The 17,260-nt window shown below is 73.5% G+C and carries 15 protein-coding genes, 2 pseudogenes and 1 riboswitch; of the genes and pseudogenes, 9 read left to right on the top strand and 8 right to left on the bottom strand.

The annotated features are described in order from the left end of the window. Nucleotides 1–1,251, top strand: coding sequence for an ArgE/DapE family deacylase (locus B1L11_RS10435; protein WP_079314290.1), 1,251 nt, complete (start codon nt 1–3; stop codon nt 1,249–1,251). Nucleotides 1,252–1,836: 585 nt separating this feature from the next. On the opposite strand, the pseudogene B1L11_RS50265 reads toward B1L11_RS10435, so the two are convergent. Both B1L11_RS50265 and B1L11_RS10425 read right to left on the bottom strand, forming a co-directional pair. Then, nucleotides 1,837–2,157 (bottom strand): annotated as a pseudogene (locus B1L11_RS50265) (helicase-associated domain-containing protein); the annotation flags it as partial. Nucleotides 2,158–4,092: 1,935 nt separating this feature from the next. Continuing rightward, nucleotides 4,093–4,602 (bottom strand): ATP-binding protein, encoded by a 510-nt coding sequence (locus tag B1L11_RS10425; RefSeq protein ID WP_256862397.1) that lies wholly within the window; start codon nt 4,600–4,602, stop codon nt 4,093–4,095. A 199-nt stretch (nt 4,603–4,801) separates the two neighbouring features. Here B1L11_RS10425 and B1L11_RS10420 point away from each other — a divergent pair, with 199 nt between their 5' ends. The 3 genes from B1L11_RS10420 to B1L11_RS10410 all read left to right on the top strand — a co-directional run bounded on the left by B1L11_RS10420 (nt 4,802) and on the right by B1L11_RS10410 (nt 6,249). Further along, a complete protein-coding gene (locus B1L11_RS10420; protein WP_079314288.1) occupies nt 4,802–5,623 on the top strand; it encodes a helix-turn-helix transcriptional regulator in 822 nt (273 codons plus the stop codon). After that, nucleotides 5,624–5,857, top strand: a complete 234-nt coding sequence (locus tag B1L11_RS10415; protein ID WP_079314287.1) for a DUF397 domain-containing protein — start codon at nt 5,624–5,626, stop codon at nt 5,855–5,857. A gap of 116 nt (nt 5,858–5,973) precedes the next feature. Beyond that, nucleotides 5,974–6,249, top strand: a complete 276-nt coding sequence (locus B1L11_RS10410) for a hypothetical protein (RefSeq protein ID WP_079314286.1) — start codon at nt 5,974–5,976, stop codon at nt 6,247–6,249. A gap of 60 nt (nt 6,250–6,309) precedes the next feature. Here B1L11_RS10410 and B1L11_RS10405 read toward each other — a convergent pair whose 3' ends face one another. After that, nucleotides 6,310–6,891, bottom strand: a complete 582-nt coding sequence (locus B1L11_RS10405; protein WP_079314285.1) for a histidine phosphatase family protein — start codon at nt 6,889–6,891, stop codon at nt 6,310–6,312. 99 nt (nt 6,892–6,990) lie between these two features. On the opposite strand from B1L11_RS10405, the gene B1L11_RS54680 reads away from it, so the two are divergent. Then, nucleotides 6,991–8,181 (top strand): Gfo/Idh/MocA family protein, encoded by a 1,191-nt coding sequence (locus B1L11_RS54680; protein ID WP_372974663.1) that lies wholly within the window; start codon nt 6,991–6,993, stop codon nt 8,179–8,181. Here the strand turns inward: B1L11_RS54680 and B1L11_RS54675 are convergent. Then, nucleotides 8,097–8,975: pseudogene (locus tag B1L11_RS54675) on the bottom strand (acyltransferase family protein); the annotation flags it as partial. The gene B1L11_RS54680 and the pseudogene B1L11_RS54675 overlap by 85 nt on opposite strands. A gap of 529 nt (nt 8,976–9,504) precedes the next feature. Then, nucleotides 9,505–9,641: riboswitch (cobalamin riboswitch) on the top strand. A 77-nt stretch (nt 9,642–9,718) separates the two neighbouring features. On the opposite strand from B1L11_RS54675, the gene B1L11_RS10390 reads away from it, so the two are divergent. The 4 genes from B1L11_RS10390 to B1L11_RS10375 all read left to right on the top strand — a co-directional run bounded on the left by B1L11_RS10390 (nt 9,719) and on the right by B1L11_RS10375 (nt 13,348). Next, nucleotides 9,719–10,669 carry an ABC transporter substrate-binding protein gene (locus tag B1L11_RS10390; protein ID WP_079314338.1) on the top strand — a complete coding sequence of 317 codons (951 nt, stop codon included), beginning with the start codon at nt 9,719–9,721 and terminating at the stop codon, nt 10,667–10,669. A 68-nt stretch (nt 10,670–10,737) separates the two neighbouring features. Then, a complete protein-coding gene (locus B1L11_RS10385) occupies nt 10,738–11,769 on the top strand; it encodes an iron ABC transporter permease (RefSeq protein WP_079314284.1) in 1,032 nt (343 codons plus the stop codon). Then, the gene (locus B1L11_RS10380; protein WP_079314283.1) at nt 11,766–12,581 is read left to right on the top strand and encodes an ABC transporter ATP-binding protein; all 816 of its coding nucleotides are present in this window, start codon (nt 11,766–11,768) and stop codon (nt 12,579–12,581) included. The genes B1L11_RS10385 and B1L11_RS10380 overlap by 4 nt, the downstream gene beginning before the upstream one ends. Then, nucleotides 12,578–13,348 carry an adenosylcobinamide amidohydrolase gene (locus tag B1L11_RS10375; RefSeq protein ID WP_079314282.1) on the top strand — a complete coding sequence of 257 codons (771 nt, stop codon included), beginning with the start codon at nt 12,578–12,580 and terminating at the stop codon, nt 13,346–13,348. The genes B1L11_RS10380 and B1L11_RS10375 overlap by 4 nt, the downstream gene beginning before the upstream one ends. Before the next feature lie 190 nt (nt 13,349–13,538). Here B1L11_RS10375 and B1L11_RS10370 read toward each other — a convergent pair whose 3' ends face one another. The 4 genes from B1L11_RS10370 to B1L11_RS10360 form a co-directional block, all read right to left on the bottom strand. Then, the gene (locus B1L11_RS10370) at nt 13,539–14,132 is read right to left on the bottom strand and encodes a hypothetical protein (protein WP_079314281.1); all 594 of its coding nucleotides are present in this window, start codon (nt 14,130–14,132) and stop codon (nt 13,539–13,541) included. A gap of 183 nt (nt 14,133–14,315) precedes the next feature. Continuing rightward, nucleotides 14,316–15,416, bottom strand: coding sequence for a serine/threonine-protein kinase (locus B1L11_RS10365; protein ID WP_079314280.1), 1,101 nt, complete (start codon nt 15,414–15,416; stop codon nt 14,316–14,318). A gap of 28 nt (nt 15,417–15,444) precedes the next feature. Beyond that, nucleotides 15,445–15,675: a zinc-ribbon domain-containing protein gene (locus tag B1L11_RS45055; RefSeq protein WP_143737168.1), complete on the bottom strand. Its 231-nt coding sequence runs from the start codon at nt 15,673–15,675 to the stop codon at nt 15,445–15,447. A gap of 95 nt (nt 15,676–15,770) precedes the next feature. Next, a complete protein-coding gene (locus tag B1L11_RS10360) occupies nt 15,771–17,120 on the bottom strand; it encodes a hypothetical protein (protein ID WP_079314279.1) in 1,350 nt (449 codons plus the stop codon). Nucleotides 17,121–17,260: the final 140 nt, after the last annotated feature.

The raw sequence follows: 17,260 nt of genomic DNA, 5'->3' as shown, positions 1-17,260 counted from the left end.
ATGGATGTCGAAGCGAGAGTCCTAGGCGCCATCGACGAGGCCGAGACCGTGCGCCTGCTGGCCGGCCTGGTCCGGGTGCCGAGCGTCACCGGCACCGACGCCGAGTCCGACCTGCAGGACAGATGCGCCCGCATGCTCACCGAATGGGACCTCGACGTCGACATGTGGAAGCTCGACCTCGACGATCTCCGTTCTCGCGAGGGGTTCCCCGGCATGGAGGCGGAGCGCGCCGAGGGCTACGGCGTCGTCGGCGTCACCGAGGGCGAGGGCACGCCCGCGCTGATCCTGCAGGGGCACGCCGACGTCGTGCCGATCGGCGACCCGGGCAAGTGGGAGGGGCAGGACCCGTTCGGCGCCCGCCTCACCGCGACCGCCCTGCACGGCCGGGGCGCCTGCGACATGAAGGCCGGTCTCGCCGCCAACCTCGCCGTGGTGCGCGCGCTGCGCGTGGCCGGCGTACGGCTCGCGCGCCCCCTGGCCGTCCACTGCGTGGTCAGCGAGGAGGACGGCGGGCTCGGCGCGTTCGCCACCCTGGCCAGAGGCCACGCGGGAGAGGCGGCCGTGATCACCGAGCCGACCAGCGGGAAGCTGATCACCGCCAACGCAGGCGCGCTGACCTTCCGCCTGGAAGTCGCCGGCCGGGCCGCGCACGGCGCCACCCGCTACGAGGGGGTCAACGCCGTCGAGGCGTTCGTGCCGGTGCTCCAGGCCGTCCGCCGGCTCGAACGCGAGCGCAACGCCGATCCCGGCCCCCTCTTCGAGGGCAACCCGCTGCCGTACCCGATCGAGATCGGCACCGTGCGCGCGGGCGACTGGGCGAGCACGGTGCCCGACCTGCTCGTGGCCGAGGGACGGCTGGGCGTCCGGCTCGACGAGGACCCGGCCGACGCCCGCGCCGCCCTGGAGAGCGCGCTCGCCGATCTGGACGACCCCTGGTTGCGGGACAACCCCGTACGCGTCACCTGGCCGGGCGGGCAGTTCGCCAGCGGCCGGCTGCCCGAGGGGCATCCGCTGGCGGAGGAGGCGGCCCGCGCGGTGGCCGACGTGACCGGGGCGCGGCCGGGCCGCACCGCCGCGCCGTACGGGAGCGACCTGCGCCTGTACGCGGGGGCGGGCGTGCCGACCCTGCACTACGGGCCGGGCGACGTCCGCTTCGCGCACGCTCCGCGCGAGCAGGTCGACCTGCGGGAGGTCCGCGACGTCACCCGCGCCCTGGCCCTGCTCGTCCTGCGCCGCTGCGGCGTCCGCTGAGACCGCGGTGACGGCGGTCAGCAGTCGGCGGTGACCGAGGCGATCTCGTTGAGCGGGAACTCCAGGTAGTCGCCGGCCTCCTCGCACCACGCGTCGAGCACGCCGCTGCGCAGTTCGCCGTGGCTGACCGTGGCGGTGACCCCCGTCGGCCAGCGTGATCATCGCGCGGACGTCGCGGTCCACGACGAAACCCAGCAGCGACTGCTGCGCCGCCGGGAGCCGGGTCGCCATGCGCCCGATGACGGCCCACGTCTGACGGGGCTGCGCCGCGGCCGCCACCGGGCCGCCGCTGACCAGCAGCCGCCTGGCGTGCTCGCGCGGGTCCGGCGGAGGCTCCAGCAGCGGACCGGGGGGTTCGAGCTCGGCGACCCGGCCGCCGGGCAGGAGGATCAGCCGCCCGCCCTGCGGCTCGCGCCGGATGGTGATCTCTCCGGTGTCGTCCACCGGCACGGGGGCGTACCCCGCCTCCCTGAGGGCGGCCAGCGTGGCCGCGGCGGGCGCCGCGCCGGCGAGCACGGTCGGCGCCAGCAGCCGCAGGCCCAGCTTGGCCAGTTTCCGGTGCGCGGCGATCTCGGCGAGCAGCGTGGGGTCGGAACCCTGCACGATACAGCCGACCGACGACACCGTGACCTCGCCGTGCCGCCGCGCCACGTCCCTGATCAGGTAGGTCAGCGGCTGGGGGAGCGTCCCCGCCTCCGACAGGTCGGCGATGAGCGTGTCGGCCGTGTCGCCGCCGTCCAGGGCCCGCCGTACGCTCGCGGGGCTGAACCGCCACACCGAGGCCGAGCCCTGCGACTCTCGGTCGGCGGCGCGGTCGAGCAGCGCGGCGAGCTCGACCGACGGCGGGCCGGTCACCACGGCGGTGAGGTCGGCGCCGAACAGGGCCGTGCGCCGCGCGCTCGCCATGGCGTGCGTGGCGGCCTTCGCCAGCGCGGGGTCGTGCTCGACCTCGGGCACGCACTCGCGGCTCTCGTCCCCGGCCACGCCCGCGAGCGGGGCGAGCGCCCGGCCGAGACCGGTGAGCGCGTCGCAGGCCACGAGCCCGAGCAGGCGGGCCTCCTCGAGCACGGCCGCCGCGCAGCCGTCCAGCAGTTCCCGGTCGAGCAGCGGGGCGCGCCAGTGCACCCGCTGCACGAGCTCCGGCAGCGTCGCGAAGGACCTGCCTTCGGGGATCTCGGCGAGCGCCGCGAACAGGGCCCACCGGATCCTGGCGATCGTCTCGCCGGCCGGGTCGTCGCCGAGCGCGGCGGGGTGGCGGCCGTCCACCCGGCGCAGCGACGAGCGCTCCATCCGCCACCACGCGGCCAGTAGGACGCGCAGCCGCATGGGCGCCTCCTCCAGCCGCCACGCGTCGTACCGGCCCGCCGGCGTCAGCCCGCCCGCCTCCTCGTCGATCGCGATCAGCCGGGCGACCGCGCAGACCTCCAGCAGCAGCCGGGTCTCGTCCTCGGCGCAGCCGGTCTCCCTGGCCAGGCGCTTGATCTCCCGCACGCCGACCCCGCCGTTCTTGAGCAGCGGCAGCGGCGTCTTGTCGACGTTCTCCAGCAGCGCGGTGGCCCGGTCGAGCACGTGCGGCGCGGCCAGGCACATCGCGTGTTCGACGGCGTCGGCGTCCGACTCCGCCGTGGCCAGGTCGGGCGGGTACGGCGTGAACGGCCCGCGGTAGTCGGGCCCGCGCAGCGCCAGCGCGACCTCGCGGGGCATCTCCGCCAGGTCCCACTGGGTGCGGAAGAGCAGGCCGCGGTCGAGGGCCCACTTCTCCGGCGTGCCCGGGGTGATGAACCGGTTGCCGTTCACGCTGCGGACCGGGCCGTCCCACGCGAAGTCGTCGAGCATGCCGAGCGTGCCGTCGGGGGCGTCGTCGAGAAGCGACCCCAGGCGCTCGCAGTCGCCGAGCAGGGCGGTGATCCGGGCGATCACCTGGCGCCTGCCGCCGTGCGGGGACAGGTCGAGCACCCGGCACATGCGGCGCAGCGCGTCGGTGCTGAGCTTCCAGGAGTCGAGGTACGCGCCGAGCGGCTCGCCCAGGCCGCAGGGCGCGGTCCACCAGCGGGCGACGGCCTCGGCCACGGTGATCCTGCCGTCGCGGCCGGGCCAGGCGACGGCGTGGTCGTAGAGGTGGTCGAGCCACGGGATCACCGCGGAGGCGCTCACCCCGAGGAAGCGGGCCAGTTCGTCCTCCGTCGGACGGCCGCCGATGACCAGGCACGCCTGCAGGAGTTCGAGCGGGGGAAGGGGGAGGCCGCGCATGACCTCCATGACGGCGAAGGTGTCGGTCAGCCGCTGCGCGAGGGCGTCCAGGCGCCGGGGCCACGGCGCGGCGATCGCGTCCGGCCGGTTCGCCAGCACGCGGGCGAGCCTGTCCTCGTCAAGACTGGTCAGCCAGCCGATTAGGTGATCGTCCATTGTTGATCTCTCGGGAGTCCCAGGAAGCCACCGTAGTGCAGATCACAGTCTCGGCGGGGTCCGTGGGCGGACAATGAGCGCAAAGTCACGGATCCCGAGATCACGATATTTCTCCGCCGATCGCTTGGGAACGAGCACGCCGCCGGGCCGTCACGGCCCGCTCTCGGCCCATCATCGCGTGCCGGGCCCGGTCTCAGGGGCGGTTCCGGGGAATCCGGGCCGCCGGCCGGAGGGCGCTCCCATGCATTCCGGGCTGCACGGGAGCGCTCTTCGGCGGCGGACCATGACCGGCGACAGGTAGATCTGGCGATCGGGTTAGGTTTTCCGGTGCTCCTGAGCGGAGAGCCGTCACTCCCCGCGCGGGGCGGCCGAAGCTCCCGGCGAAGCGTGTGGCCCCGCCGTCCGGCCGCCGGCCCCTGTTCGGGCCGCGCTGCTTCAGGCCGCCAGTACGGCCCACACCGCCTTGCCCTGCGGGACGAGCGGGCACCATCCCCAGCACACGCTCAGCGACTCCACGATGTGCAGCCCGAGGCCGCCCGGCTCGAACGGGCTCGGATCCCGCAGCACCGGCGCGGACGAGCCGGGATCGGTGATCGCGCAGGTCACGTGCGCGCCCCGCCGGATCAACGACAGCCGCATGGCCTCCCGCGTGCGGCTGTCGGTGAGCGTCATGCCGTGCCGCAGGGCGTTGGTGACCAGTTCCGAGACGACCAGTTCCATCCCGTCGAGCAGGTCCGCCAACTGCCAGCCCGAGAGGGTCCCGGCGGTGAAGCTACGCGCCGAGTGGACCGATTCCGCGCGGGGCGGCAGGACGAAGGTGGCGCTGGCGGTGGCCGACCCGGGTTCGGGGAGACCGCGTGCGGGCTCCGGCCACCAGCCGATAGGCGGCCACCAGTCGAGCGCCGACCACTGGTTCTGGCCACGAGTCAGGTTCGTGGACTGCACGGGATCATGATGAGGGACACTCCCGTGCATGTGCAAGAGCGAATGCACGTGCAAGCGCGTTGTGCAAGCGCTACGGTACTCCCGAACACCACTGGGACGAAGGGGGCGATCTTTGACAGACTGTGAACCAGTCCACAAAGCGGAGGAATAGCACGTGTCCATAGATCCGCCCGGATCCGGTTCCACCGTTCGACGCATCATGCTCGGCGCGAGCCTGCGCCGGCTGCGTGAGCAGCGGGGCCTGACCCGCGAGGTCGCCGGATTCCACATCCGTGCCTCGGAGTCGAAGATCAGCCGGATGGAGCTCGGCCGGGTCGGGTTCAAGACACGTGACGTCGAAGACCTCCTCACGCTGTACGGCGTCCACGACGACGCCGAGCGGCGTGGCCTGCTGGAGATGGTCCGCGAGGCGAACACGCCCGGGTGGTGGCACAAGTTCGGCGAGGTGCTGCCGAACTGGTTCGTCACCTACGTCGGCCTGGAGGAGGCTGCCAGCGTGATCCGCACCTACGAGGTGCAGTTCGTGCCCGGCCTGCTGCAGACGGCGGCGTACGCCCGCTCGGTGATCACGCTCGGTCATCCGGACGCCTCGGAGGACGAGCTCGAGCAGCGCGTCCATCTGCGGATGCAGCGGCAGGAGAGGCTCACGCACAAGGACGGCCCCCGGTTGTGGGCCGTCATCGACGAGGCCGCGCTCAGGCGGCCCATCGGAGGGAGTGCGACGATGCGGGAACAGCTCCAGCACCTGCTGGAGGTGTCCACGCTGCCCAACATCACCCTTCAGGTGATGCCCCTTCGCTACGGGATGCACGCGGCCGAGGGAGGCGCGTTCACCATCCTCCGCTTCCCGGAGTCCGACCTTTCGGACGTGGTCTACGTCGAGCAGCTCTGGGGTGCGCTCTACCTGGACAAACGTGAGGACATCGATCCCTACCTCACGGCCATGGAGCAGCTGTGCGTGGAGAGCACCACGCCCGGCGGCACTGCCGAGATCCTCGGCGAACTTCTCAGAGAGACATGAATGCAGACATATAACGGGATGCCCGCAACCGACATCGCCGGGGTCACCTGGCGGAAAAGCGCCCACAGCAACTCGACCGGCAACTGCGTGGAGCTGGCCGAGCTTCCCGACGGCGGCGTGGCCGTCCGGAACTCCCGCTATCCCGACGGACCGGCGCTCATCTACACACGAGATGAGATACGGGCCCTGGTGCTCGGGGTCAAGGACGGCGAGTTCGACGGCCTCCTGGTCTGACCTGTTCTGGTGTAACCCCGTGTTCACCCGCTTCTCACGGGCGTAACAGCGCGACGCGGGAGGCGTAACACGGATCCGGCACAGTGAGTCCCAGGAAAGCTCACAAGGGGGACCCCGTGCTGGACCAGATGACTCTCTACCCGGTGGCCGACGACGTGCTGTTCGCACCCGGAGGCCGCGTGGTGATCCGCACCTATGGCGTCGCCGCGCCGGCCGACCCGGCGGACGGGCGGCCCAGGACGGTGGCGTATCGGACATGGGTCACCGGGGTGCGGGAGCAGCCCAGGTACTGGCGGTGGGGGCACTTCGAGGACGCCCGGCGCGGCCACCGCAAGGTCCTGGAATGGCTGACCGGCCGAGGCCCGCAACCCCAGCCGGTCGCCCAGGCGTGAACAGGCACGCGTGATCGGACCGGTCCGATTCGGACCGGCACGTTTCCGGACCGGCAAGTCTCAGGTCGGCACGTTCCAGCGGAGCAGGACGGGCTCGTCGTCGTGCTCGTAGCCGAGGACCGAGTACGTCCCGGTGTCGAGACGCAGGTGTCTGCCGTGGTCGGCCGGCAGCGACAGCCAGCGCGCCGCCAGCACACGCAGGATGTGCGCGTGCGCGACGACCAGGACGTCGCCGTCCGCCGAGCGGATCCGGGCGAGGACCTTGTCCGCCCGCTCCCCGACGTGCTCGACGGTCTCACCCGGGTGCGCCTCGTCTCCCGGGACGACGCCGTCGCGCCAGACGTACCAGCCGGGGCGTGACCTGCGGATGTCGGCGGTGGAAATCCCCTCGTAGCCGCCGTAGTCCCACTCCCACAGGTTCGGGTCCACCTCGTACGGCCCCGCGCCGGCGAGCTCGGCCGTACGGCGGGCCCGCTGCGCGGGACTGACGAGGACCAGTGCGAACGACCGGCCCGCCACCAGGCGGGACAGGGCGCGCGCCTCCTCCTCGCCGTGCGGTGTCAGCGGCAGGTCGGTGCGGCCCGTGTGCCGCCCGGCCCTGCTCCACTCGGTCTCGCCGTGCCTCAGCAGGATGACGTTCATAGACGGTCCATCTTGCCCGTACGGCCGATTTCACGCGCGGCGGCCCCCTTGACCGTCCATCGGCGGCCTGCAGTAGGGTCCCGCCGGAAAGGGGGCGTCATGGAGCCGGTGCGGGTGGGACTCGTCGGTGCGGGACCGTGGGCGGAGATGGTGCACGCGCCCGCCCTCGCGGCAGGGCCGCACACGACGCTGTCCGGGGTGTGGGCGCGCAGGCCCGACGCGGCGCGAGCGCTGGCGGAGGCCCACGGCGCGCCCTCCTTCGAGCGGCTGGAGGACCTGTTCGCGGCGTCGGAGGCGGTCGCCTTCTGCGTGCCGCCCGCCGTACAGGCCGAGCTGGGCGTGCTCGCGGCCCGGGCGGGCAGGGCGCTGCTGCTGGAGAAGCCGCTCGCGGCCGACCTCGACGGCGCCCGGCGCCTGGCCGGGGCGATCGAGGAGGCGGGCGTCGCCTCCCAGATGCTCTTCACGTTCCGCTACTCGGCGGCGACGGCCGGCTTCCTCGACCGGGCCCGGCGGATCGAGCCCTTCGGAGGGCACGCCGCCAACATCTCCGGAAGCCTGCGCGGCGGCCCCTTCGCCACCCCCTGGCGGCTTGAGCGCGGTGCGGTGCTCGACGTGGGCCCGCACATGATCGACCTGCTCGACGCCGCGCTCGGCCGGGTGGTCGCGGTCAAGGCCCACGGCGACCCGCTCGGCTGGGTCGGCCTGCTGCTGGAGCACGAGGGCGGCGCGGTCAGCGAGGCGTCGCTGAGCATGGCCGTCGAGGGCGACACCCCGCCCAGCCGCATCGACGTGTACGGACGGCTCGGCAGCGCCTCGCTGCTCGGCTCCGAACTCGGCGACGTCTTCCCCGAGGTGGTCCGGCAGTTCGCGGGCACCGTACGCGACGGCGCGGGCATCCGCTCGACGCCCGCCACGGCCTGCGCCTGCAGGAGATCATCGACGAGGTGGAGCGGCAGCTGCGGGCCGGCTGACCAGGGCCAGGCCCGCGACCAGGGCGGCGCACGCGACCAGCGGCGCCGGGCCGGGCGCGAAGCCCGTGATCGTGAGCGTGAGCAGCGCGCCGCCGACGAGCGTGGCGGCGGCGGCACGTGCCGGTGGGCGGCGGCGCCCACGGGCTCCTCGAAGCGGCCGAGCAGCGCGGTGAGCGCGACCAGGACCAGCGCCAGGGCGGCCAGCCACAGCGGGACGGCGCTCCACCACGCCGCCGAGCCGGTCGGCGGGGTCGCCAGCCCGAACCCGAGGGTCGCCACACCGGCGACGGTGACGAGCGCGGTCATGTGCCACAGGTAGACGGTCATCATGCGCGGCGCGAGCGCGGTGAGCACCGCCTCGGCTCGAGGGCGGGCGGCCAGCGCGTTCACGGCGGGGCGCAGCAGCATCGCCAGGCCGAGCTGACCGGCGAACAGCGCGAGCAGGCAGGCGCTCGGCGGGGCCATGTTCGAGATCATCCCGGGCATCCCGATCATGCTGGCGGGGTACGGTCCGGCCGCCACCAGGCCCGCCACCATCGCGAACCCGGCCACCGCGAGCCCGGCCGCCCGCCGTCCGGTCAGCCACTCCAGGCCGCCCTCGGCGTACCGGAACCCGACCTGGTGCACCGCCAGCCAGACGAACGCGACGTTGAGGTAGCCTGCGGCCTCCAGGCCGGAGAACCGGACCACGTCCATCAGCACCGCGCCGCCCGCGAGCACCGGCAGGACCACCCCGGTCCGCATCCGCAGCAGGTGCGGCGTGGCCACCACGGCCAGCAGGTAGACCGCCAGGAACCAGAGCAACTGGCCGACCGTGCGCGCGGCCACCTCCACCGGCTGCGCGGGCACGCCGAGGGCCGCCAGGAGGTGGGGGAGCGGCAGCCACACGACCGCCAGCGGCACCACCGGCCAGGCCAGGCGGCGTACCCGGCGCGCCGTCCATTCACGGGCGGTGCCGCCCCGGCGGACGGCGGACCTGAAGCTGATCGCGTTGGCCGCACCCCCGGCGAAGAAGACCAGCGGCATGACCTGCGAGATCCAGGTGACGTACGGAATCGCGGCGAGGGCGTTGCCCGTGGTGAGGCGTCCCTGGGCGTACGACAGGACCGGCATCGTCCAGTGCTGGACGACCACGAGGACCATCCCGAAGACGCGCAGGACGTCGATGAAGCGGTCCCGTGGCGCGGGCGCGGCCGGGGCCCGCTGTGGAGCCGGAGGAAGCATGGTCAGGGACACGGGGGCCGCCTTCGCTGTGTCGGCCGCCGGGGTGGTCAACCCGCGGGCGGGGGTCGGGGGCTTCGGCACTCCGGGCTCGGAGGCTCCGGGGTGCGCGGGGTCTCGGAGTCATGGCCCCGTCGAGCACGTCAAGCGTCTCGCCGCGGCCCTGCCCGGCGCAGCGACGCGGTCCCTACTTCCGATCATGGGCGACCCCCTACCGCCGGGGTAGGGCCTGCCCTACCATCCCCGCGTACGCCCAGGCGGGCGGCATGATCAGTTGCTGGGGCTGCTGCCCATCGTGGACGCGGTCCGCGCGGTCGCGCTCGACCTCGAACGGTCGGGTGGGGCGCCGCGTTGATCCTCCCGGTGCGGACGGGCCGGTGCGGACGGGCCGGTGCGGACGGGCCGGGGCGGGGGTGGACGCCGGGTGAGGGATTGGTACCGTTGCGTCCGACGCGCGCCGCGTAGCGAAGTCCGGTGAGAATCCGGCGCTGTCCCGCAACTGTGGTTCCCCGCCCCCGGGGACGAGCCAGGTCGCCTGCGCTGTGCGCCGACGCCATCGACCCTCGTGGAAAAGGGTGATCCGTCGCTTCCAGCGGGTCCCTCGATTCCCGGCATTCCCCCTGATGGAGGACCTCGTGAGGCCCGTACGCACGGCCGTCGCGGGTGTGGTGCTGGGCGTGCTCGCTCTGGCCGGCTGCGGCCAGACCGACGGCGCCGCCACGTCCGCGACCCCCACCCCCGCCGCCTCGGACGGCACCGGACAGGGCGCCTTCCCCGTCACGGTCCAGGCGGGCAACGGCGCGGTGACGATCGCCAAGAGGCCCGAGCACATCGTGTCGCTGTCCCCGACGGCCACCGAGATCCTGTTCGCGATCGGCGCGGGCGGCCAGGTGGCGGCGGTGGACGACCAGTCGAACTACCCGCCGGAGGCGCCCAAGACGTCGCTGTCGGGCTTCAAGCCCAACGTCGAGGCGATCGTCGCCGCCAAGCCCGACCTCGTCGTGCTCGCCAACGACCTGGAGGGCGTGGTCGCCGGGCTCGGCAAGGTCGGCGTGCCGGTGCTGCTCGAACCCGCCGCCACCAAGCTGGACGACACCTACGACCAGATCAGGGACCTCGGCGCGGCCACCGGCAACGCGGCCAAGGCCGACGAGGTGGCGAGCGGCGTCAAGCAGAAGATCGACGCTCTCGCGGCGGCGGCGCCGAAGGACAAGGGCCTGACGTACTACCACGAGCTGGACACCACGCCTTACGCGGCGACGTCGAGCACGTTCATCGGGCAGGTCTACAGCCTGTTCGGGCTGAAGAACATCGCCGACGAGGCGCCCGATGCGGCGGGCGGCTATCCCAAGCTGTCGGCGGAGTTCGTCGCCAAGGCCGACCCCGACCTGATCTTCCTCGGCGACACCAAGTGCTGCGGCCAGAACGCCGCCGCGCTGGCCAAGCGGCCGGGCTGGTCCGGCCTGTCCGCCGTCAAGAAGGACCGCGTGGTGGAGCTGGACGACGACGTCGCCTCCCGCTGGGGGCCCCGGGTCGCCGACCTCGCCCAGGCCGTCAGCGACGCCGTGCAGAAGGCGGCGAGCTGAGCCGGTGACGACACGGACGCCCCTGGTGGCGCGGTGAGCGGTGACGCGGTGAGACCGGTGGTGGCGTGATGACGACGCAGTCCCGGCCACGCGGCCGGGCGCTGCTCGTCGCGTCCGTCGTGCTGGTGGCCAGTCTCGCCCTCGGCCTGATGGCGGGCGCGGCGGGCATCTCTCCCCGCGCCATCGCGCTGGCGCTGCTCGACCGGCTGCCGCTGGTGTCCGTGCACTCGGGCCTCTCGCAGGTCGAGGAGGGGCTGCTGTTCCAGCTCCGGGTGCCGCGGGTGCTGCTCGCCGCCGTCGTGGGCGGGCTGCTCGCCACGGCCGGGGCCGGCTACCAGGGCGTGTTCCGCAACCCGCTGGCCGATCCTTACCTGCTCGGAGCGGCGGCCGGGGCCGGTCTCACCGTGACGCTCGTCGTGGTCTTCCTGGGCGGCGACGCCGGGGTGGCCGGGGTGCCGGTCGCCGCCTTCGCCGGGGCCGTCGGCGGGGTGTTCCTCGCGTACGCGCTGGGCCACACCGCGGGCCGGGGCGGCGGCACCGCGACGCTCGTGCTCGCCGGGGTCGCGGTCACCTCGTTCCTCACCGCCATCCAGACCTTCGTGCAGCAGCTCAAGGTGGAGGAACTGCAGCGGATCTACTCCTGGATCCTCGGCGACGTCGGCGGCGGCTGGGACCAGCTCCGCATGATCGCGCCGTACGCCGTGGTGTCGACCGTCGTCATGCTGCTGCACGGGCGGCTGCTCGACGTGCTGTCGGTGGGCGACGAGGAGGCGGTCAGCCTCGGCCTACGCGCGGCGCGTGTGCGCTTCGTCGTGCTGCTGGCCGCCTCGCTCGCCACCGCGTCGGCGGTCGCGGTCAGCGGACTGATCGCGTTCGTCGGGATCGTGGTGCCGCACGTGGTCCGGCGGCTCGCCGGCTGGTCCTACCGGATCGTGCTGCCGCTGTCGTTCCTCGGCGGCGCGGCGTTCCTCGTGCTGGCCGACACGATCGCGCGTACGGTGCTCGCCCCGGCCGAACTGCCGATCGGGGTGGTCACCGCGTTCGTCGGGGCGCCGTTCTTCGTCACCGTCCTGCGCGTGACCCGGCGGGTGGAGACGTGAGCGGGCACGCCGTACCGGCCGTCGAGGCGCGCGGCGTGGGCGTCACGCTCGGCGGGCGGCGGGTGCTCACGGACGTCACGCTGTCGGCCGCGCCCGGCCAGTGGCTCGCGGTCATCGGGCCGAACGGCGCGGGCAAGTCCACGCTCCTGCGGGCCGTCGCCGGGCTGATCCCGAGAGAGGGCGAGGTGCTCGTCGAGGGGACGGCCGTGGACGACCTGCGGCCGCGCCGAAGGGCCCGGCTGATCGCGTACGCCCCGCAGAGCCCGGCGCTGCCGCCCGACATGACGGTCTACGACTACGCGCTGCTGGGCCGCACGCCGTACATCCCCTATCTCGGCAGCGAGAGCGCGCGGGACCGCGAGGTGACGCGGTCGGTGCTGGAACGGCTCGACCTGGACGGCTTCGCGTCCCGGCCGCTCGGGCACCTGTCCGGAGGCGAGCGGCAGCGGGTCGTGCTCGCCAGGGCGCTGGTGCAGCAGGCGCCGGTGCTGCTGCTGGACGAGCCCACCACGGCGCTCGACCTGGGCCACCAGCAGCAGGTGCTCGAACTCGTCGACCGGCTGCGCCTGGCCGACGACCTCACCGTCGTGACGACGCTGCACGATCTCAGCCTCGCCGCGCAGTACGCCGACGCGCTGGTGCTGCTCGCCTCGGGGCGCGCGGTCGCGGCCGGGCCGCCCGCGCGGGTGCTGGCGGAGCCGCTGCTGACCGAGCACTTCGGCGCCCGGGTGCGGGTGGAGCCCGGCCCCGACGGGCGCCCGCTCGTCCACCTGGTCCGCCCGTCGATCTCCTCGATGATGGAGGAGGCATGACGGAGGTCCCGCGGCCGTCCTTGACGTATCGGATGGAGGACGGCCTGCGGCTGGGCACGCTGCTGTGGCGGTTCGGGCCCGGCTGGCGGATGATCTCCTCCGCCATGCTGGGCGGCGGCATCGGCCACCGCGAATGGGTGCTGAACGCGCAGGTGGCCGCCGGTTACTCGCGCATGGACCCGGTCGAGCACATGGACGCGCTCGGTCCCGGCGGCCCCGGGGTCGGCATGATGACGGCCGCGCTGGTGGAGCGGTACGCCGCGGCGGCCGACAGGGGAGCGGAGGCCGTCGCCACGGTCGGCCTGGGCGTGCAGACCTGGGCGGCCGCGCCCGAGGGCGTGCCCGACCCCGGCCTGCCGGCCGCCCCTGAGCCGGCACGGGAGGCCGCCGGCGCGGGCGACGCCAGAGTGTGCGATGCCATGGTGCGCGATGCCGGCGTGCGTGATGCCAGGGTGCGCGATACCGGAGTGCGTGCGCCGCGCCCGGGGACGATCAACATCCTGGTGGCCGTGCCGGTCGCGTTCTCCGACCCGGCGCTGGTCAACGCCGTCATGACGGTCACCGAGGCGAAGACGCAGGCGCTGCTGGAGGCGGGATTCCCCTGCACCGGGACCGCGTCGGACGCCGTCTGCGTCGCCGTACGGGAGGAGGGCCCGGCGGAGGCGTTCGGCGGTCCGCGCTCCGTCTGGGGGGCGCGGATCGCCCGTGCCGTCCACCGGGCCGTCCTCGACGGCGCGCGGGACTGGCGAACGTGGCGGGCCGGTTAGCCGACAGTACGAGCCGCGACGGCCGAAGAGCTCTACCAGCGTCTGATCGACAACGCAGGGGTGATGACCCGCCGAGCCGGCAGACCACGGCGGATGGCTTCGAACTCCAATGGTCCCTCTTCGCCCCGGGGACCGGCCGTTCGCCTGTGGGCAGGCCGCGTCTCCGTACGGCACGGAGGACAAGCGGTGGCTAGGACGTGAAGGTGATGGTGTTCACCATGTGGTCGATCAGCGATCGGTCGCACCGGCCGGCCGGGCAGAAGAAGGTGACCAGGACGGACGTGCCGGCGTCGCCCTGCCGGACGACGTAGGCGGAGAAGTCGAGCCGTCCGGCCTGCTGGGGGTCGCTGAGCACGCCGTCGATCCGGAACGCCGGCCTGGCCCCGACCGTCGTCGGTGTCGGCACGCCGTAGTAGGTGGTCACGCCGGGGAGCGCCGGGCCCAGGCTCTCCTGGAGCTCCATCGGCGAGTCGGATGTGCTCAGGGTGTTGCTGACCTGGGCGAACACGCCCGTGGCCCGATCCGGCTGGCCCGTGATGATGGGGTTCACCTTCGACCAGTCGGTGTTGCCCGGCACCGCGAACAGAGCGTTGAACTCGTCCACCGCGGGGGAGGCGATCATCCACTGGTCGGCGTTGGTCCTGGCCTCGCCCCAGGCCGAGGGGTAGGACATGGTGAACGGCGCCGCGGTGCTGCCCGGGTAGGTGTTCCACGTCGCGGCGGTGTCCCCGCCCCTGGTGAGCAGCAGCGCGGCGGCGACGGCGATGGACACGAGGACCGCCACGCCGCCGATCAGCGGGCCGAGCGGCAGCCCCCCGCCGCCGGCCCCGCGAGGCCGCAGACGCGACCGTCGCCTGCGAGTGCGGCGACCCGGGCGGGTACGACCCGTGCCCCTGCACCGCTGCCCCCTGCTGCATCGGCCCCTGCCGCATCGGCCCCTCTCCCCGGCTCGCGGCCGACGGGTGGCTCACGGGCGGGCGGGACGCCGCGGGCGCCGAGCCGGAGGGATGGGAGACGGGCGGCCTGGTGCCGGGAGGGAACGATGAGGGCGTGACCGGCGGGTAGGACCCCTGCGGCCGAGACCCCGCGGATCCCGGGGAGACAGAGGAGACCGGCGAGTCTGGAGAGACCGGAGGATGCGAGGGAGAGACCGGTGGATACGGACGGGGAGACCGGGGGAACCGGGGGGATAGGACGGGGAGACCGCTGCCGGGTCGCCCGCGCCGCCGCTGATCGCGTCGCGCAGCGCGGACACGAACGCCTGGCACGTCTCGAACCGCTCGGCCGGCGACTTGGCCAGCGCCCGCGTGATCACCGCGTTCACCGCGTGCGGCAGGTCCGGCCGGTACGGCGTGAGCGGCGGCGGGTCGTGGGACACGTGGGCGTAGAGCAGCGCGAGTTCGGTATCCCGCTGGAACGGCGGCTGCCCGGCGAGCGCCTCGTACACCACGCAGGCGAACGCGTACAGGTCGCTTCGGCCGTCGACCGGCAGGCCCCGGATCTGCTCGGGGGCGACGTAGCGCGGGGTGCCCATGAAGTGACCGTGGCTGGTCAGCCCCGCCTCGGCCGCCGAGCTTTTGGTCAGCCCGAAGTCGGTCAGGTAGACGTGGTCGGACCGCGTGACCAGGATGTTGGCCGGTTTCACGTCGCGGTGCACCAGGCCGTGGGCGTGCGCGGCGTCCAGCGCGGAGGCGATCTGCGCGAACAGCGGGTTGGCCCGCCCGACCGGCAGCGGGCCCTCCGACTGCACGAGCTTGCGCAGGTCGCTGCCCTCGACATAGCGCATGGCGATGAACAGCAGGTCGTCGCGCTCGCCGGCCTCGTAGACCGGGATGATGTTGGGATGGTCGATGCTCGCCACCATCCGGGACTCGCGCACGAACCGGTCGCGGAAGCGGTCGTCGTGTGCGAGCTGCGGCGCGAGCACCTTCAGCGCCACGGCACGCCCGAGCCGCTGGTCGCGCGCCCGGTAGACCGTCGCCATGCCGCCCCGCCCGACGACCGCCTCGACCGTGTAGTCGCCGAGTCGCCGCCCGACGAGCGCCGGCATCACGGGCCCCTCGGTCATGCGGTCTCCCCCTTGAACGTTCTGTTGATCACGAATCGACCGGGTTCCCGCAGAAGCCGCAGAAGCGGTGCCCCTGGCCCAGCCGCATGCCGCACTGGGTGCAGAACTTCAGCTGTGCCTGTCCTCGCGGGGGCGACGGGTTCGGCGGGTACGAGTGCCCGCGCGGCGGTGAGGGGTCGGCCGGATGCGCGTGCCCGTGCGGCGGCGACAGGTCCGCGGGGTACGCCTGCCCGCCGGGCGGCGACGGATCCGCAGGCACAGGAGTCGACGGCACAGAAGTAGACGGCACAGGAGTCGCCGGCGGCGGCCCCACGACCTCGGGAGACCGGGCGGCCTCGGCCCCGAACACCCTCGTCACGGCGTACGGCGGCCAGGAGTTCTCCCCGGGCGGGTAGGACCCGGCCTCGCCCGCGAAGTCCCCCTGTGCGGCGATCCCGGGGCCGGCGACGCTGTGCCCGTCAAGTCCCGGTTCCGTCCGGCCGTCTCCGTCGGCCCGTGCGGCGGCGCTTCTGCGGCGCAGCAGCACCACCCCCACGGCCAGCAGGGCGAGGACCACGACGCGCCGGCCGCCCACACGTACGGCGGCACCGACGACTTCGGCTGCGCCGCCGTCGTGGGGCGCGCCAGCGGCTTGGCTCCGGCGTCCTCCGCCGTGCCGGCCTTGGACTGGGCGACCCGCAGATGGTCGGCCGCCACCGCGTGGTCGGGCCGCAGGTTGAGCACCTGCTGCAGCGCCGGTATCGCGCCGCTGTAGAGCTTGTTGTGGTAGGAGGCGAGCGCGTTCTCGTACACCACGTCGACCGGGCCGCGGCGCGGGGTGACCCCGGCGGCGACCAGCGCGCTGCGGATGTCGTCGGCGGGGGTGATGGTCACCGGTTCGTCGCCACCCCCGGAGACGAACCCGACCACCTCGCTCCTGCCGTCGTCGATGAGGGCCGCGCCGGACGCGCCGTCGTCCAGCAGCTTGGCGACCTTGTCGCGCTCCTTGAAGGTCCGGCCGCCCGGCGGGTCGAGGTGCGCGGTGTCGAGCTTGGGCGGCAGCTTCGCCGACGGCCTGCCGGGCAGCGACATCACGTCGAGCGACTCGACCGCGGCGCCGAGCGCCGTGCCCAGCGGGACCGTGGGCAGCGACTGCTTCTCGCCGCCCTTGGTGACCTTCAGCACGGCCGGGGCCGCGGGGGACGACCCGGTGGTCAGGATCTGCGCGGGCAGGCCCCCGGCCGGCGGCGGATCGAGGTAGGGGTACACGCTGACGTTCGTCGTGACGTCGGCGATGCACGTCGAGTCGGTCTGCTGCGGCGGGTAGCACGCCTGGAGCCGCCGGTCGAGGTCGGCGTCGTCCAGCGAGTGCCGTTTGAAGTCGGCCGGGATCTTCACCTTGAAGTATTCGGCGAACACCCGGTTGGCGGCGTACACGCGGGGGTCGTCGGCGGCCTGCACGACCTGGGTCGCGGTGACGACCACGCCGTCGGGCGTGACCGTGAAGCCGCTGCCCTTCGCCAGGTCGACGTCGTAGTCCCGGGCCAGCTGCTTGATCACGCCGCGATCGTCGAGGAGCGTGATGCGGACGTGTGAGGAGGACTCCACGCGTACGGCGCCGGGGGTGACCCGGTCGGTGGAACCGCTGGGATGCGGGTGGAGCATGGGCGCCGCGAGCGCGGAGAGCGCGCCCAGCCCCGCGATAAGGGAGTGCAGGCGGGGCATCTGCTTCTCCTAGGCCTGTTCGGATCGGTTCAAGCGTCTCAGCGCGGACAGTGTTGGACAAGGTGAGTTTCGTGACCGACACCCACTTGATACAGGGCGATGATCGCGCGGTCGCTTGACGTTGACTTGCAGGCTGATTG

It is taken from the genome of Microbispora sp. GKU 823, from assembly GCF_002027145.1.
Lineage (GTDB): Bacteria > Actinomycetota > Actinomycetes > Streptosporangiales > Streptosporangiaceae > Microbispora > Microbispora siamensis.
Note: the sequence above shows the minus strand (reverse complement) of the source record. Positions and strands in the feature narration are given on the sequence as shown.

Excerpts from the sequence above, each read along its gene's own strand:
- B1L11_RS10435 (WP_079314290.1), top strand. The coding sequence starts at position 1 with ATGGATGTCGAAGCGAGAGTCCTAGGCGCCATCGACGAGGCCGAGACC.
- B1L11_RS10420 (WP_079314288.1), top strand. The coding sequence starts at position 4,802 with ATGCTCGGCGCGAGCCTGCGCCGGCTGCGTGAGCAGCGGGGCCTGACC.
- B1L11_RS10415 (WP_079314287.1), top strand. The coding sequence starts at position 5,624 with ATGCAGACATATAACGGGATGCCCGCAACCGACATCGCCGGGGTCACC.
- B1L11_RS10405 (WP_079314285.1), bottom strand. The coding sequence starts at position 6,891 with ATGAACGTCATCCTGCTGAGGCACGGCGAGACCGAGTGGAGCAGGGCC.
- B1L11_RS54680 (WP_372974663.1), top strand. The coding sequence starts at position 6,991 with ATGGAGCCGGTGCGGGTGGGACTCGTCGGTGCGGGACCGTGGGCGGAG.
- B1L11_RS10385 (WP_079314284.1), top strand. The coding sequence starts at position 10,738 with ATGACGACGCAGTCCCGGCCACGCGGCCGGGCGCTGCTCGTCGCGTCC.
- B1L11_RS10375 (WP_079314282.1), top strand. The coding sequence starts at position 12,578 with ATGACGGAGGTCCCGCGGCCGTCCTTGACGTATCGGATGGAGGACGGC.
- B1L11_RS10365 (WP_079314280.1), bottom strand. The coding sequence starts at position 15,416 with ATGACCGAGGGGCCCGTGATGCCGGCGCTCGTCGGGCGGCGACTCGGC.
- B1L11_RS10360 (WP_079314279.1), bottom strand. The coding sequence starts at position 17,120 with ATGCCCCGCCTGCACTCCCTTATCGCGGGGCTGGGCGCGCTCTCCGCG.